Below are 15,207 nucleotides of genomic sequence, written 5' to 3'. Positions count from 1 at the left end.
CAGCATCCGAGTACCCATGTTACGGCTAAGCGAAATTAAACTCCCCCTCGACCATCCCGAAAGCGCTCTCGAAGCCGCGATTCGCGCGCGCCTCGAGGAGCTTGGCGTGGCGGCAGACGGGCTCGTCCGTTACACCGTGTTCCGCCGTGCGCACGATGCACGCAAGCGCTCCGACATCAAGCTGACGTATATCGTCGATGTCGAAGTCAAGGACGAAGCGGCCGCGCTCGAGCAACTCGCCGGCAAGCCGCATTGCGGCGTGACGCCCGACATGGCGTACCACTTCGTCGCGAAGGCCCCGGAGCACGCCGATTTCCTGCGCCCGGTCGTCATCGGCATGGGGCCGTGCGGCCTGTTTGCAGGGCTGATCCTCGCGCAGATGGGATTCCGCCCCATCATCCTCGAACGCGGCAAGGCCGTGCGCGAGCGCACCAAGGACACCTTCGGCCTGTGGCGCAAGAGCGTACTCAATCCCGAATCCAACGTGCAGTTCGGCGAAGGCGGCGCCGGCACGTTTTCCGACGGCAAGCTGTACAGCCAGATCAAGGATCCGAACCACTATGGCCGCAAGGTGCTCGACGAATTCGTCAAGGCGGGCGCGCCGGAAGACATTCTGTATCTGAGCCGGCCGCACATCGGCACGTTCCGCCTCGTCAGCATGGTGGAAAAAATGCGCGCCTCCATCCACGAACTGGGTGGTGAAGTGCGCTTCGAAACCCGGGTCGACGACATCGAAATCGATCAGGGCAAGGTACGCTCGCTGAAGCTCTCGAACGGGGAAACGCTCCGGTGCGACCACGTGGTGCTGGCCGTGGGCCACAGCGCGCGCGACACCTTCCAGATGCTGCACGATCGCGGTGTGTATATCGAAGCCAAGCCGTTTTCGCTGGGTTTTCGCATCGAACATCCGCAGGGGCTGATCGATCGCAGCCGCTTCGGCAAGTTTGCGGGCCACAAGCAACTCGGTGCGGCCGACTACAAGGTGGTCCACCACTGCAGCAACGGGCGGGCCGTCTACAGCTTCTGCATGTGCCCCGGCGGCACGGTGGTCGCGGCGACCTCGGAGCCGGGCCGCGTGGTCACCAATGGCATGAGCCAGTATTCCCGTGCCGAGCGCAACGCGAATGCGGGCATCGTCGTCGGCATCACGCCGGAAGACTATCCAGGCGGTCCGCTGGCGGGCATCGCGTTCCAGCGCAAATGGGAAGAGCGCGCATTCGAACTCGGCGGCGGCGATTACCGCGCGCCGGGCCAGCTGGTCGGGGATTTCATCGCGGGCCGGCCGTCGACGTCGCTGGGCTCGGTGGAGCCGTCGTACAAGCCGGGCGTGAATCCGACCGACCTCAGCACCGCGCTGCCGGACTACGTGATCGAAGCCATCCGTGAAGCATTGCCGCAGATCGACAAGAAGATTGCGGGCTTCGCGATGCACGATGCCGTGCTCACCGGCGTGGAGACGCGCACTTCGTCGCCGATCCGGATTCGACGCAAGGACGATTACCAAAGCATGAACGTCGAAGGTCTGTATCCGGCCGGCGAAGGTGCGGGGTATGCGGGCGGCATCTATTCGGCAGCCATCGACGGCATCGAAGTCGCGCAAGCGGTAGCACTCAGCCTGACGTCGACGCACGCGTCCTGAGGTGCCGGGCAGGATCGGCGCGCGAAGCGCCGTGAGCCGGGTGACGCCGACTTTCGCGGGCCCGCCCGAGTGCGGGGTCGGCTCGTCGGACAGGGCCGGCAGCAGCCGGTCGTGGTCTCCGGCACCTGGCCGAACGGCGAACTTCGCACTTGCACGTCGGGGCCACTGGTAAACTCGGGCGACCAAAGCAACAAACCTGATGCCTGACCTATGACCACGTTGTCGCCCGAAGCCTTTGCAGGCCACACCCCGATGATGCAGCAGTACCTGCGCATCAAGGCCGACCATCCCGACACCCTCGTGTTCTACCGGATGGGCGACTTCTACGAGTTGTTTTTCGAAGATGCCGAAAAGGCCTCGCGCCTGCTCGACCTGACCCTCACGCAGCGCGGCGCCACAGCCGGCACGCCGATCAAGATGGCCGGCGTGCCGCATCACGCGGTCGAGCAGTATCTTGCGAAGCTCGTGAAGATGGGCGAATCGGTCGCGATCTGCGAGCAGATCGGCGATCCGGCCACGTCGAAGGGCCCCGTCGAGCGCAAGGTCGTGCGCGTCGTCACGCCCGGCACGCTGACCGATGCCGCGCTGCTGTCCGACAAGAACGACGTCTACCTGCTCGCGATGTGCACGGGCCACAACAAGCGCGGCGTCGCGGTCAACATCGGCCTCGCGTGGCTGAACCTCGCAAGCGGTGCGCTGCGGCTCGCCGAAATCGAACCCGAGCAGCTCGGCGCCGCGCTCGAGCGCATCCGGCCGGCCGAAATCCTGACGGCGGACGGCGCAACCGACGCCGTGCCGACAGGCACGGGCGCAACCAAGCGCGTGCCGGCGTGGCACTTCGACATCGCGTCGGGCACGCAGCGCCTGTGCGACCAGCTCGATGTCGCGAGCCTCGACGGTTTCGGTGCGCATTCGCTGACGAGCGCCTGCGGCGCGGCCGGCGCGCTGCTGCTCTACGCAGCAGCCACGCAAGGCCAGCAACTGCGGCACGTGCTCAGTCTGAAGGTCGAGAACGAAACCGAATACATCGGGCTCGATCCGGCCACGCGCCGCAACCTCGAACTGACCGAGACGCTGCGCGGCACCGAGTCGCCGACGCTGTATTCGCTGCTCGACACCTGCTGCACGACGATGGGCAGCCGCCTGCTGCGTCACTGGCTGCATCACCCGCCGCGCGCGTCGGTCGCCGCGCAGTCGCGCCAGCAGGCGATCGGCGCGCTGCTCGATGCGCCGGCGAATGCAAGCCTCGACGCACTGCGCAGCGCGCTGCGCCAGATCGCCGACGTCGAACGGATCACCGGGCGTCTCGCGCTGCTGTCCGCGCGCCCGCGGGACCTGTCGAGCCTGCGCGACACGTTCGCCGCGCTGCCGGCGCTGCGCGAGCGCATCGGCGCGATCGTCGCGAATGCGGACGCGCTCACCCGTGTCGACGCGGCGCTCGCGCCGCCCGCCGAATGCCTCGACCTGCTGACGAGTGCGATTGCGCCCGAGCCGGCTGCCATGGTGCGCGACGGCGGCGTGATCGCGCGCGGCTACGACGCCGAGCTCGACGAGCTGCGCGACATCTCGGAGAACTGCGGGCAGTTCCTGATCGATCTTGAAGCGCGCGAACGCACGCGCACCGGCATCGCGAACCTGCGCGTCGAATACAACAAGGTGCACGGCTTCTACATCGAGGTCACGCGCGGCCAGACCGACAAGGTGCCCGACGACTACCGCCGCCGCCAGACGCTGAAGAACGCCGAGCGCTACATCACGCCCGAACTGAAGACCTTCGAGGACAAGGCACTGTCCGCGCAGGAACGCGCGCTGGCGCGCGAGCGCGCGCTGTACGACGCGGTGCTGCAGGCGCTGCTGCCGTTCATCCCCGAGTGCCAGCGCGTCGCGTCGGCACTCGCCGAGCTCGACCTGCTCGCCGCATTCGCAGAACGCGCACGCGCGCTCGACTGGGTCGCGCCGACCTTCACCGACGAGATCGGCATCGAAATCGAACAAGGCCGCCACCCGGTCGTCGAAGCGCAGGTCGAGCAGTTCATCGCGAACGACTGCCGGTTCGGCACCGAACGCAAGCTGCTGCTGATCACCGGTCCGAACATGGGCGGTAAGTCGACGTTCATGCGGCAGACCGCACTGATCGCGCTGATGGCTTACGTCGGCAGCTACGTGCCGGCGAAGTCCGCATGCTTCGGTCCGATCGACCGGATCTTCACGCGCATCGGCGCGGCCGACGATCTCGCGGGCGGCCGCTCGACGTTCATGGTCGAGATGACCGAGGCCGCGGCGATCCTCAACGACGCGACCCCGCAAAGCCTCGTGCTGATGGACGAGATCGGCCGCGGCACGTCGACGTTCGACGGCCTGGCGCTCGCATGGGCCATCGCGCGCCACCTGCTTGCGCACAACGCCTGCTACACGCTGTTCGCGACGCACTACTTCGAGCTGACGCAACTGCCGGCCGAATTCCCGCAGGCAGCCAACGTGCACCTGTCGGCCGTCGAGCACGGCCACGGCATCGTGTTCCTGCACGCGGTCAACGAAGGCCCGGCGAACCAGAGTTACGGCCTGCAGGTCGCGCAGCTCGCGGGCGTCCCGGCGCCCGTGATCCGCGCCGCGCGCAAGCACCTCGCCTATCTCGAACAGCAGTCGGCGGTACAGCACACGCCGCAACTCGACCTGTTCAGCGCGCAGCCGGTGGTCGCCGACGATTTCGAATGCGCGGACGCGCCGGCGCTGCCCGACACACCGCATCCGGCGCTCGAGAAGCTGCGCGACATCGACCCCGACGATCTCAAGCCGCGCGAGGCGCTCGACCTGCTGTACGAGCTGCGCACGCTGGTCCGGTCGCACGATGCCGACGGGCACGCGTAAGCGCATCCCGCGGCGCCTGCCGGCCCGCGCCGCCGCCACGCTCGCCGCGGCGGTACTGGCGCTCGCGCAGGCCGGCGCGCTGGCAGCGCCGCCGAAGCGTGCCACCGCGCCCTACTCGTTCGCGGTCGTGTCGGGCGTCATCAACGTACCGGCGGACGAACCGGCGACCCAGCGGCTGCTCGATTCGATCGCGCGCGAGCGCAACCTCGCTTTCGTCGTCTATGCGGGCGATCTCAAGGGCTCGAAGGAAGCGTGCCGCGATGCGCTGTATTCGCAGCGCGGCGCGATCCTGGACGCCGCACGCGTGCCGCTCGTCTTCATCCCCGGCCACGACGACTGGGTAACGTGCAACACCGTGGCCGGCGGCAACTACGATCCGGTCGAACGGCTCGACTTCCTGCGGCAGACGCTGCTCGCCGATTCGGCGCTGCCCGACCCGGGCGCGCTGCAGATCACGCGGGAAAGCGAGATCGCCCGGTTCCGGCCGTATCGCGAAAACGCACGCTGGATGCGCGACGACATCGTCTATGTCGCACTCAACGCACCGGCGCCGAACAACCACTTCCTGACGGCCGGCGGCCGCAACGGCGAATTCGAGGACCGCGTCATCGCGAACGGGTTCTGGATCGATCACGCAGCCGAATACGCGAAGCGGCGCGAAGCGCGTGCGATGGTGGTGATTTTCGAAGGCGATCCGCAATTCGAACGCTATGAACGCTCGGAGCGGTTCGCGTGGCTGCGTTTCAACCGGCCGCGCGTGCGCGACGGCTTCCGCGAGTTGAAACGAACGCTGGTGAAGGCGGCGACGACGTTCCGCGGCCCGATATTGGTGATGCACGCGAGCGGCGAACCGCTCGCGAACGGCTTTCTGATCGATCGACCGCTGCGGACCGACGACGGCGACCTGGTGGGAAACGTGACGCGCGTCGCGATCGGACCGCGCCATCCGGTGAATCAGTGGGTAAAGGTGAGCGTGTCGCCGGCACGGCAGACGATCTTCAACGTGAGCCTGCAGGAGGTACCGAAGAACCTGCCTGTGCCGCCCGCGCTGCCGCTCGTGCCGCACGACGATGTCCCGCTGCCGCAGATGCCGGAAATCCCCGCGTTGCCGGCGCTGCCCGACTCGTCGGCGGTCGCGCCGCCGCTGCAGGGTGACGGCGCCGCACCCGGCGGCGCGTCGTGGCCGGCACCGCCCCCCGCATCGGGGCCGGCGCCCGGCCTCCCTGCGAGCTCAGTGCAGGGTGCGCCCTGACGGCGATTCGCCGTCTTCGTCTTCATCCTCGTCGACGATCTCGAGCCCTTCCGCGCCATGCGCGTGCTCGTGCTCGATTTCGTCTTCGGTTGCTTCGCGGACGTCCTTCACCGTGAGTGCGAAACGCAGCGCCATGCCTGCCAGCGGGTGATTGCCGTCGAGCACGACCTTGTCTTCGGCGACGTCGGTGACCGTATAGATCAGCGAATCGACGTCCTCGTCGCCGTCTTCCGGCGTGCCTTCGAACTGCATGCCCACTTCGAGCGGCTCGGGGAAACGATCGCGCGGCTCGATCTTCACGAGTTCGGGATCGTAGTCGCCGAACGCGTCCTGCGGCTCGAGCTGAATCTGCGCCTGGTAACCCGGCTCGTGCCCGTCGAGCTGTTCCTCGATCTTGGGGAACGTGCCATCATAGCCGCCGTGCAGATAGACCATCGGCTCGTCGCTTTCCTCGATCAGATTGCCCTGTGCATCCGACAGCTTGTAAGTGACCGATACGACGGTGTTTTTTGCGATTTTCATCCAATTCTCCCAAATACAAGTCTCATTATACGATGCGCAACCGGTCTCAAGCCGAACCGCGGGATGCCGCTGCCGCCCCGCTCGGCGCGCCGCCTTCCGATCTTCCCACACCATTGCTCGGCGGTCTCACGCCGGCGCAATTCATGCGCGGCTACTGGCAAAAGAAGCCGCTCCTGATCCGCCAGGCGATCCCCGGCGTTGCGTCGCCGGTCACGCGCGATGCGCTGTTCGAGCTCGCATCCGACTATGACGCGGAATCGCGACTGATCACCCATTTTCGTAACAAGTGGCAACTGGCGCACGGGCCGTTCGAGCCCGACTCGCTGCCGGCCGTCACGCGCAAGTCATGGACCCTGCTCGTGCAGGGGCTCGACCTGCATGTCGACGCGGCACGCGCGTTGCTCGACCGCTTCCGCTTCATCCCGGACGCGCGGCTGGACGACCTGATGATCTCGTATGCGACCGACGGCGGCGGCGTCGGCCCGCACTTCGATTCATACGACGTATTCCTGCTGCAGGTCGAAGGCCGGCGCCGCTGGCGCGTCGGTGCGCAGAAAGACCTGTCGCTGCAACCGGACGTGCCGCTGAAGATCCTCGAAAACTTCGAACCGAGCGACGAATGGGTGCTGGAGCCCGGCGACATGCTGTATCTGCCGCCGCACATCGCGCACGACGGCGTCGCAGAAGGCGAATGCATGACCTGCTCGATCGGCTTCCGGGCCCCGTCCGCGGGCGAGCTGGGCGCCCAGTTCCTGTACTACCTCGCGGAGCGCGGCGGCCTGCGCGACGGGAACGGCGACGACCTCTACCGCGATCCGAAGCAGCCGGCCGTCGACACGCCCGCGCAGCTGCCTCCGGCGATGGTCGAACGCGTCGCCGAGATCGTCGACGCAATCCGCTGGCGCAAGCGCGACGTCGCCGAATTCCTCGGCTGCTACCTGAGCGAGCCCAAGCCGAACGTCGTATTCGACCCGCCCGCACGTCCGCTGACCGAGGCCGCGTTCGTCGCGCAAGCGTCACGCCGCGGCGTATGTCTCGACAGAAGGGCCGCATTGATGTATAACGCGCGATCGTACTTCATTAATGGCGAGGAAGGACCGCTCGAGCAGGCCGGCGAATGGCTGCCCGAACTGGCCAATCAACGCCAGGTGGAGGCGAAACGGTTTGTAACACTATCTCAGGTTCCCTCGATGACAGCCTTGTTGCACGAGTGGTATCGTGCGGGCTGGATACGGGTCGGAAGCCGGAATTAGTGTGAGTCGCCCCGTATGCCCATACAGATCAAATTCTGTATGGGAAAGACAACGTATTGACCCCGCATTTGTCGACGGTCGATAGGAAAGTGCATATAATTTCCGCCCAAGCCGTAGGGAAGATTCACGCTCTAGAAGTGCGTCTCCACCAGCGGCCCAGGTCGGTGTTGGAGCACATTACCGGTATTGTTTCGCGCTGTTGCTTACCTTTAACCATAAAAGGACGTGATCATGAAGAAATCCCTCCTCGTAGCTTCCCTGTTGGCTGCTGTTGCACTGGCTGCTTGCAACAAGAGCGCTGATCAAGCTGCTTCGTCGGCTGCAAGCGACGCAGCTGCTGCTGCTTCGTCGGCTGCTTCGGCAGTTGCTGGTGCTGCGAGCGACGCTTCGGCTGCTGCTTCGTCGGCAACGGCTGCTGCGAGCGACGCTGCTGCTGCAGTGGCGTCGGCTGCTTCGGCAGCGACGGCTGCTCCGGCTTCGGGCGCAAGCCAGTAAGCCTCAGCGTCAGCTGAAAAAAAACCGGCCCGAGGGCCGGTTTTTTTACGTCTGCAGGTTCCGGATCGATCGCCCGTCCGCCGCACCAGGCCGCCGCAGCGGCCCTGCCCCGCTCATCCGAGCATCAGCCAGTCGAATCCCGCGTCCTGCGTGGCCACGACCACCTCCTCCCCGCTCGTCCCCAGCACGCCGGCAAACGCCTGGCGCGCCAGTTCCGGCAGGTTGTTCTGCTGGCTCAGGTGCGCCGCGACCAGGTGCTTGAGGCGGCTGCGTTCGAGCGACGCGAGGATGTCGGCCGCCGCGTCGTTGCTCAGGTGGCCGTGGTTGCCGCCGATCCGCGCCTTCAGCGACTGCGGATAGCGGCTCGCGGCCAGCATCGCGGGGTCATGGTTGGATTCGAGCACCAGCGCGTCACAGCCGCTCAGGACGGCCGTGATGTGCGGCGTGGCCATCCCGACGTCCGTCAGCACGCCGAGCCGGCTGCAGCCGTCCATGAAGACGAACTGGAGCGGTTCGCGCGCATCGTGAGGGACCGTATAAGGCATGACGGCCAGATCGCGTATCGCGGCCGTCTCGTCGCCCCACAGCACGTGGAGATCGACATCGGCCTCGTCCGCGCCGACCGCGCGCGCGGTGCCCCAGCTCATGTAGAGCGGCAGCGACGCGCGCCGGGCGAGCGTCAGCGCGCTGCCGACGTGGTCGCTGTGTTCATGGGTGATGAGGATCGCATCGAGATCATCGATGCCGAGATTCAGTCGGCCGAGCCGACGCTCGACCTCCTTGGCAGAAAAGCCGCAGTCGAGCAGCACGCGGGTGGTCGTCGTGCCGCTCGAGGCCTCGACGACCAGCGCGTTGCCTTCGCTGCCGCTTCCGAGGCTGGCGAATCGCACGCGCTCAGTTCAGCTGCGCATGCAGCAGCGAAATGATCCGCTGCGCGTCCGACGAGTTGTCGACCTGCCCGTTTGCGCCGACCACCGCGACCTGTGTACCGCCGCCTTGCGCGCGCACGTTGACCAGGAATTCCCGGCCCGGCTTCGCCGCCGACGGCCCGCCGTAGAACAGCTTGCCGAACAGGCCGTCGCGCTTGAGCTCTTCCATCGAATTCGCATAGCGCACGGTATATACGCCCTTCTCGCGGTCGCGATTGTCGACCGTGAAGTTCGTACGGTCGAGCGCGAGACCCACGCGCAGCCACGCACGGTCGAACGACTCGGCCAGCTGCAGCGTCGCTGCGCCGCTGCTCGTGTCGCCGACCTGCGCCGGCGCCGTCGCGGGACGTGCATCGGTCAGCAGTTGCTTCGCCTGCGCGTCGGTCAGGCCGAACTTCTGCATCAGCTTCGACAGGAACACGGCTTCGAGCACCGGGTTGCGCGGACGCTCTTCCCAGCGCGACGACGTGCCGCCCTGCGGGCCGACCATCATTTCTTCCATCGCGCTATGCGTGATCGAGATGTCGGTATTGCCGTCCGACGTGCGGTTCACGAGCGTACGGAAACGGTCGCGCGTGCCGGACGAGTACGCGAAATCGATGACCTTGCCGATCGTGCGGCGGAACCAGTCGTCGGGAATGTTCGCGCGGTTCTCGGCCCAGTCGGTGGCCATGATGCCCGTCGACGGCGCGTCGGTCTTCAGCGAGAAGCCGTTCTCCTGCCAGAACTCCTTCAGGATCGGCCACAGCTGCTCGGGCGTCCGGCCATCGACGACGAGCCAGCGGCGATCGCCGTCGCGCTCGATGTGCATGCCGAGCGGATCCTGCGCGCTCGGGATGCCGTCGGTCGCGTTGCCGGCCTGCGTCGTGGCCCGCGGCGGCAGCGTGCCGAGCCCCGCGTTGGTCGGCGGCGCGACGAACTGCTGGGTCGTCGGCACCGGCTTCAGGTCGCTCGGCACCGCGAGCGGCGGCGCCGAACCGGTGTTCTTGTAGTTGACCCGGTCGGGAGCCAGGTAGTCGTTCAGCGTATCGCAGCCAGCGAGCGCGCCCAGCGCCAGCGCCACCATCGACATCTGGATGGCGCGAGAGGAAAAGGCGAAACGTTTCATGAAATCCTTCGTCTTGCTTGAACGCTCGTCAGGAGCGGCGCCGGACGGAGCCGGCCGGTGCGGGTTGATCAGGGGTCGAGCCGGCGGCCGCAGGACGCGGCCGCCTCGGCATCAGGCGAGGACGCCGGCCTCGACGAGGGCCGAACGCACGGCATCGTGGTAGCGCTCGTCGAGCGCCGTGAGCGGCAGCCGGATGCCGCCCTGCATCTTGCCCATCGCCTGCAGTGCCCACTTCACCGGAATCGGGTTCGCCTCGATGAACAGGTTCTTGTGCAGCGACAGCAGCTTCATGTGCAGTTCGCGGGCCGTCTGCACGTCGCCGGCCAGCGCCGCACGGCACAGCTCGCTCATCGCGCGCGGCGCGACGTTCGCCGTCACCGAGATGTTGCCGTGGCCGCCGAGCAGCATCAGCGCGATCGCGGTCGGATCGTCGCCGCTGTAGATCGCGAAATGCTTCGGCGCGGCCTTGATCAGGTGCGCGGCGCGATCGATGTTGCCGGTCGCTTCCTTCACGCCGATGATGCCCGGCACCTGCGCGAGACGCAGCATCGTCTCGTTCGCCATATCGGCGACCGTGCGGCCCGGCACGTTGTACAGGATCACCGGCAGGTCGACCGCTTCGGCGATCGTCTTGAAGTGACGGTACATGCCTTCCTGCGTCGGCTTGTTGTAGTACGGCACGACCTGCAGCGTCGCGTCCGCACCGACCGATTTCGCGTGCTTCGTCAGTTCGATCGCCTCGGCGGTCGAGTTGCCGCCCGCGCCCGCGATGATCGGGATGCGTTTCGCCGCATGCTCGACCGCCGTGCGGATCATCAGGATGTGCTCTTCGACGTTGAGCGTTGCCGACTCGCCGCTCGTACCGACGACGACGAGCGCATCGGTGCCTTCCGCGATGTGCCAGTCGATCAGTTTGCGAAACGCCGGCAGGTCGAGACTGCCGTCTTCGAGCATCGGGGTGACGATCGCGGGGATGCTGCCGCGGATTTGAATGCCGTCTTGGGTGCCGTTAGCCATGAAACGCGATTGAATGTGTACCGGTAAACGTTGAGATTGTAGCGGATTAGCCGGGCAGTTCGTAACGTGGAATTCCCGCCCCCGCCTTCGGGGTCGCGCCCTCGCGCACCGCGCAGAGACGCTGGACGAACGCCTCGCGCGGCGCGGCGACGAAACCGTCCTCGTACGCGACCACCCGCAGGCGGCCGTGCACGGCGTCCAGCAGCTCGCCCGGGGCGAGCAGGAACGCGGGGTTGGACGGTTTGCCGACCGTTTCGTTTCCTTGCGCGAAAGTTTCGTAGATGAGCACGCCGCCCGGCGCAACCGCATCGAGCAGATGGGGCCAGAGCGGACGATGCAGATAATGGGTGACGATCACGGCGGCAAACCGCTCGCCGGCCGGCAGCGGCCACGGCGCGCCTTCGAGATCGGCGTCGCGCGCATCGACGCCCGCGATCGTGCGCAACGCGGCCAGCGCGGCCGGGTCGCGGTCGAGCGCGACGACCGGATGCCCGTGCGACGCGAACCAGCGCGCATGGCGGCCGCCGCCCGCAGCGACGTCGAGCACCGCGCCGCCCGTCGGAACGAGCGTCGACCACCGGGCGACCCAGCGCGACGGCTCGGCCTGTGCGACGTGGCCGCCCGCGGCGGCGATGACGGATTCGTTCATGCGCGCGGACCGGATCAGTTGTACGACAGGCCCATCGCGTCGCGCACGTCGCGCATCGTTTCCGTCGCGTACTTGCGCGCCTTGTCGCAACCGTCCGCGACGATCGCGCGCAGCAGCGACGGATCGTCCATGTACTTCTGCGCGCGCTCGAGCATCGGCTGCTGCTCGCGCAGGATGCCTTCGACGACCGGCTGCTTGCAGTCGAGGCAGCCGATGCCCGCCGAGCGGCAGCCCTTCTGCACCCACTCGTGCGTCGCTTCGTCCGTGTAGACCTGGTGCAGCTGCCACACCGGGCACTTGTCGGGATCACCCGGATCGGTGCGGCGCACGCGCGCCGGATCGGTCGGCATCGTGCGGACCTTCTTCGTGATCGTGTCGGCGTCTTCGCGCAGGCCGATCGTGTTGCCGTACGACTTGGACATCTTCTGGCCGTCGAGGCCCGGCATCCGGGACGCTTCGGTCAGCAGCGCCTGCGGCTCGACGAGGATGATCTTGCGCGCGCCTTCGAGATAGCCGAACAGGCGCTCGCGGTCGCTCATCGACAGGCTCTGCGATTCCTGCAGCATCGCACGCGCCTGTTCGAGCGCCTCGTCGTCGCCTTCCTGCTGATACGCGTTGCGCAGCTCGTGATAGAGCTTCGCGCGCTTGCCGCCGAGCTTCTTCGCGGCCTCGAGCGCCTTCTCCTCGAAACCCGGCTCACGACCGTACAGGTAGTTGAAGCGGCGCGCGATCTCGCGCGTCATCTCGACGTGCGGCACCTGATCCTCGCCGACCGGCACGAGCGAGCCGCGATACAGCAGGATGTCGGCCGCCATCAGCACCGGATAGCCGAGGAAGCCGTAGGTCGACAGGTCCTTGTCCTTCAGCTTCTCCATCTGCTCCTTGTAGGTCGGCACGCGTTCGAGCCAGCCGAGCGGCGTGCTCATGCCGAGCAGCAGTGCGAGCTCCGCATGCTCGGGCACCTTGCTCTGGATGAACAGCGTCGCCTGCGCCGGATCGATGCCGGACGCGAGCCAGTCGATCAGCACGTCCCAGACGTTCTTCTCGATGACCTCGGGAGTCTCGTAGTGCGTCGTCAACGCATGCCAGTCGACGACGCAGAAGAAGCACGGGTACTCGGACTGCAGTTTCACCCAGTTTTTCAGCACGCCGTGGTAATGACCGAGGTGCAGCGACCCGGTGGGTCGCATGCCGGAGAAAATACGTTCTGGGAACATGATTGTCGTTAGAAAAGCGAGGCGAATGGGGACAGGATGGCGCTCAGCACGGCATAGCCGACGTTGACGAGCGGGCGCAGCCAGAAGTTCGTCAGCACGCCCGTCGCGACCAGCACGAGGACGATGATGAAACCGTACGGCTCGATGCGCGACAGCGCGATCGATTGCTTCGGCGGCAGCAGCGCCGCCAGGATGCGGCCGCCGTCGAGCGGCGGCAGCGGAAACAGGTTCAGCACGCCGAGCACGAGGTTCGCGCTGACGCCGGCAAACGCCATCCGCGTGAAGAACGGTTCGTCGACGCCGACCGCGGGCAGCACGAGGGTCAGCAGGCCCCAGATCAGCGCCTGCACGAAGTTGCAGGCCGGACCCGCGAGCGCTACCCACAGGCTGCCCCAGCGCGGATCGCGAAGGTTGCCGAACGAAACCGGCACCGGCTTCGCATAGCCGAACAGGAACGCGCCGCCCGTCAGGAAATACATCGCGAGCGGGATCGCGATCGTGCCGATCGGATCGATGTGGCGCATCGGATTGAACGACACGCGCCCCATCACGTAGGCGGTGTTGTCGCCGAGCAGGCGGGCGGCGTAGCCGTGCGCGGCCTCGTGCAACGTGATCGCGAAGATCACGGGCAGCGCGTAGACGGCGATGGTCTGTATCAGGGAAGCATCCATATCGCGTTATTGTAACAAGCGCCTTCGCGCAAAAAACGGAACGTCGCGCGCTTACGCGGCCGAGAGTCCGAACGGTTCGAGCGCGCCGCGCCCCGCGCGCACGAGTTCCGGCGCGTCGCCCGTCAGGTCGATCACCGTCGACGGCTCGCGCGGGCACGCGCCGCCGTCGATCACGAGATCGACCTGTTTCTCGAGCCGCGCACGGATGTCTTCGGGATCGTTGAGCGGCTCGTCGTCCGGCGGCAGGATCAGCGTCGTGCCGAGCAGCGGCTGGCCGAGCGATTCCAGCAGCGCGAGCGTGATCGCGTGATCGGGCACCCGCAACCCGATCGTCTTGCGTGACGGGTGCGACAGCCGGCGCGGCACTTCCTTCGTCGCCTGCAGGATGAATACGTACGGGCCCGGCGTCACCGACTTGATCTGCCGGTACTGGCGGTTGTCGACCATCGCGAAGTTGGCGAGCTCCGACAGGTCGCGCACGAGCAGCGACAGGTGCTGTTTCTCGTCGAGGCCGCGAATCCGGCGCACCCGCTCGACCGCATCCTTGTCGTCGAGATGGCACGCGAGCGCATAGCTCGAATCGGTCGGCATCGCGATCACGCCGCCCTTGCTGACGATCTCGACGGCCTGCTTGATCAGGCGCGGCTGCGGATTATCCGGATGAATCCTGAAGAACTGGGACATGGAAGCAGGTAAAGAGGGAGAAGTCGGATGCGCGCGTCGGCCACGACGCGGGCGACGGGCAACCGCCCGATGTCAGAGCCAGCGCTCCCAGACCGGTGTCAGGTCGGATGGCAGCGGCGGCAGGCTGCCGAGCTCGACGCGGCCCTCGCCCGGCGCGTGGAAATCCGAGCCGCGCGACACTTCGAAGCCGAAGCGGCGGGCAACGTCCGCATATTCGCGGTACTGGTCGGGCGTGTGGCTGCCCGTGATGACCTCGATCGCGCGGCCGCCCAACTCGATGAACTCGGCGAAGAACGCGTCGAATTCGACGGGCGTATAGCGGTAACGGCCCGGATGCGCGACCACGGCTTCGCCGCCCGCCGCGCGGATCCACCCGACCGCATCGGACAGCGCGGCCCAGCGATGCGGGACGAACCCGGGCTTGCCGTCACCGAGCAGGCGGTCGAACACGTCGGACGTCGATTCGGCGTGGCCGTGCTCGACGAGAAACCGCGCGAAGTGCGTGCGCGAGATCAGGTCGGGATTCGATACGTACTTCAGCGCGCCTTCGTACGCGCCGGGGATGCCGAGCGTCTCGAGTTGCGCACCGATCGCCACCGCGCGCGCCGCGCGGCCGTGGCGCGTGCGGTACAGGCCGTCGACGAGCGTCGGGTTCGCGGGATCGATGTTCAGGCCGACGATATGCACGGTGCGCGATGCCCACGTGACCGAAATCTCGACGCCGCTCAGGTAGCGCATGCCGAGCGCTTCCGCCTCGCTGCGCGCCTCCGCCTGGCCGCCGATCTCGTCGTGGTCGGTCAGCGCCCACAGGGTCACGCCGCCGGCATGGGCGCGGCGCGCGACGTCGGCAGGCGACAGCAACCCGTCGGAAACATTCGAATGGCAGTGGAGATCGGCGTTCAT

General features: G+C 66.9%; 13 protein-coding genes. 4 read left to right on the top strand and 9 right to left on the bottom strand.

Annotated elements, in window-relative coordinates; translation table 11 throughout:
• Positions 1–16: 16 nt before the first annotated feature.
• The 3 genes from KVT39_RS14015 (at position 17) to KVT39_RS14005 (ending at position 5,759) form a co-directional block, all read left to right on the top strand.
• Complete coding sequence (locus tag KVT39_RS14015; RefSeq protein WP_131947119.1) at positions 17–1,639, top strand: NAD(P)/FAD-dependent oxidoreductase; 1,623 nt, start codon at positions 17–19, stop codon at positions 1,637–1,639.
• Positions 1,640–1,849: 210 nt separating this feature from the next.
• The gene (gene mutS / locus KVT39_RS14010; protein WP_217589376.1) at positions 1,850–4,507 is read left to right on the top strand and encodes a DNA mismatch repair protein MutS; all 2,658 of its coding nucleotides are present in this window, start codon (positions 1,850–1,852) and stop codon (positions 4,505–4,507) included.
• Positions 4,488–5,759: a hypothetical protein gene (locus KVT39_RS14005; protein WP_131947121.1), complete on the top strand. Its 1,272-nt coding sequence runs from the start codon at positions 4,488–4,490 to the stop codon at positions 5,757–5,759. Before mutS ends, KVT39_RS14005 begins: the two co-directional genes overlap by 20 nt.
• Here KVT39_RS14005 and KVT39_RS14000 read toward each other — a convergent pair.
• Positions 5,739–6,281, bottom strand: coding sequence for a peptidylprolyl isomerase (locus KVT39_RS14000; RefSeq protein ID WP_034183585.1), 543 nt, complete (start codon positions 6,279–6,281; stop codon positions 5,739–5,741). The two genes, KVT39_RS14005 and KVT39_RS14000, sit on opposite strands and share 21 nt — an antisense overlap.
• 32 nt (positions 6,282–6,313) lie before the next feature.
• On the opposite strand from KVT39_RS14000, the gene KVT39_RS13995 reads away from it, so the two are divergent.
• Positions 6,314–7,534, top strand: coding sequence for a cupin domain-containing protein (locus KVT39_RS13995; RefSeq protein ID WP_034183584.1), 1,221 nt, complete (start codon positions 6,314–6,316; stop codon positions 7,532–7,534).
• Between the two features lie 608 nt (positions 7,535–8,142).
• On the opposite strand, the gene KVT39_RS13990 is transcribed toward KVT39_RS13995, so the two are convergent.
• The 8 genes from KVT39_RS13990 to KVT39_RS13955 form a co-directional block, all read right to left on the bottom strand.
• Entirely contained in the window at positions 8,143–8,919 is a 777-nt protein-coding gene (locus KVT39_RS13990; RefSeq protein WP_034183583.1) for an MBL fold metallo-hydrolase, read from the bottom strand.
• A gap of 4 nt (positions 8,920–8,923) precedes the next feature.
• On the bottom strand, positions 8,924–10,066 hold the full coding sequence (gene bamC, locus KVT39_RS13985) for an outer membrane protein assembly factor BamC (protein WP_034183582.1): 1,143 nt from the start codon (positions 10,064–10,066) through the stop codon (positions 8,924–8,926).
• Positions 10,067–10,177: 111 nt separating this feature from the next.
• Positions 10,178–11,083 carry a 4-hydroxy-tetrahydrodipicolinate synthase gene (gene dapA, locus KVT39_RS13980; RefSeq protein ID WP_034183581.1) on the bottom strand — a complete coding sequence of 302 codons (906 nt, stop codon included), beginning with the start codon at positions 11,081–11,083 and terminating at the stop codon, positions 10,178–10,180.
• A 46-nt stretch (positions 11,084–11,129) separates the two neighbouring features.
• Entirely contained in the window at positions 11,130–11,732 is a 603-nt protein-coding gene (locus KVT39_RS13975) for a bifunctional 2-polyprenyl-6-hydroxyphenol methylase/3-demethylubiquinol 3-O-methyltransferase UbiG (protein ID WP_131947122.1), read from the bottom strand.
• Positions 11,733–11,746: 14 nt separating this feature from the next.
• Positions 11,747–12,949, bottom strand: coding sequence for a tryptophan--tRNA ligase (locus tag KVT39_RS13970; RefSeq protein ID WP_012328807.1), 1,203 nt, complete (start codon positions 12,947–12,949; stop codon positions 11,747–11,749).
• 8 nt (positions 12,950–12,957) lie between these two features.
• The gene (locus KVT39_RS13965; RefSeq protein WP_034183579.1) at positions 12,958–13,620 is read right to left on the bottom strand and encodes a site-2 protease family protein; all 663 of its coding nucleotides are present in this window, start codon (positions 13,618–13,620) and stop codon (positions 12,958–12,960) included.
• Between the two features lie 51 nt (positions 13,621–13,671).
• The gene (locus KVT39_RS13960; protein WP_034183578.1) at positions 13,672–14,304 is read right to left on the bottom strand and encodes an L-threonylcarbamoyladenylate synthase; all 633 of its coding nucleotides are present in this window, start codon (positions 14,302–14,304) and stop codon (positions 13,672–13,674) included.
• 72 nt (positions 14,305–14,376) lie between these two features.
• On the bottom strand, positions 14,377–15,207 hold the full coding sequence (locus tag KVT39_RS13955) for a 3',5'-nucleoside bisphosphate phosphatase (protein ID WP_034183603.1): 831 nt from the start codon (positions 15,205–15,207) through the stop codon (positions 14,377–14,379).

Source organism: Burkholderia sp. GbtcB21, from assembly GCF_019091065.1.
In the GTDB taxonomy this organism is placed as follows: domain Bacteria; phylum Pseudomonadota; class Gammaproteobacteria; order Burkholderiales; family Burkholderiaceae; genus Burkholderia; species Burkholderia pyrrocinia_C.
The sequence above is the reverse complement of the archived record's forward strand: the minus strand, read 5'-3'. Positions and strand labels throughout refer to the sequence as shown.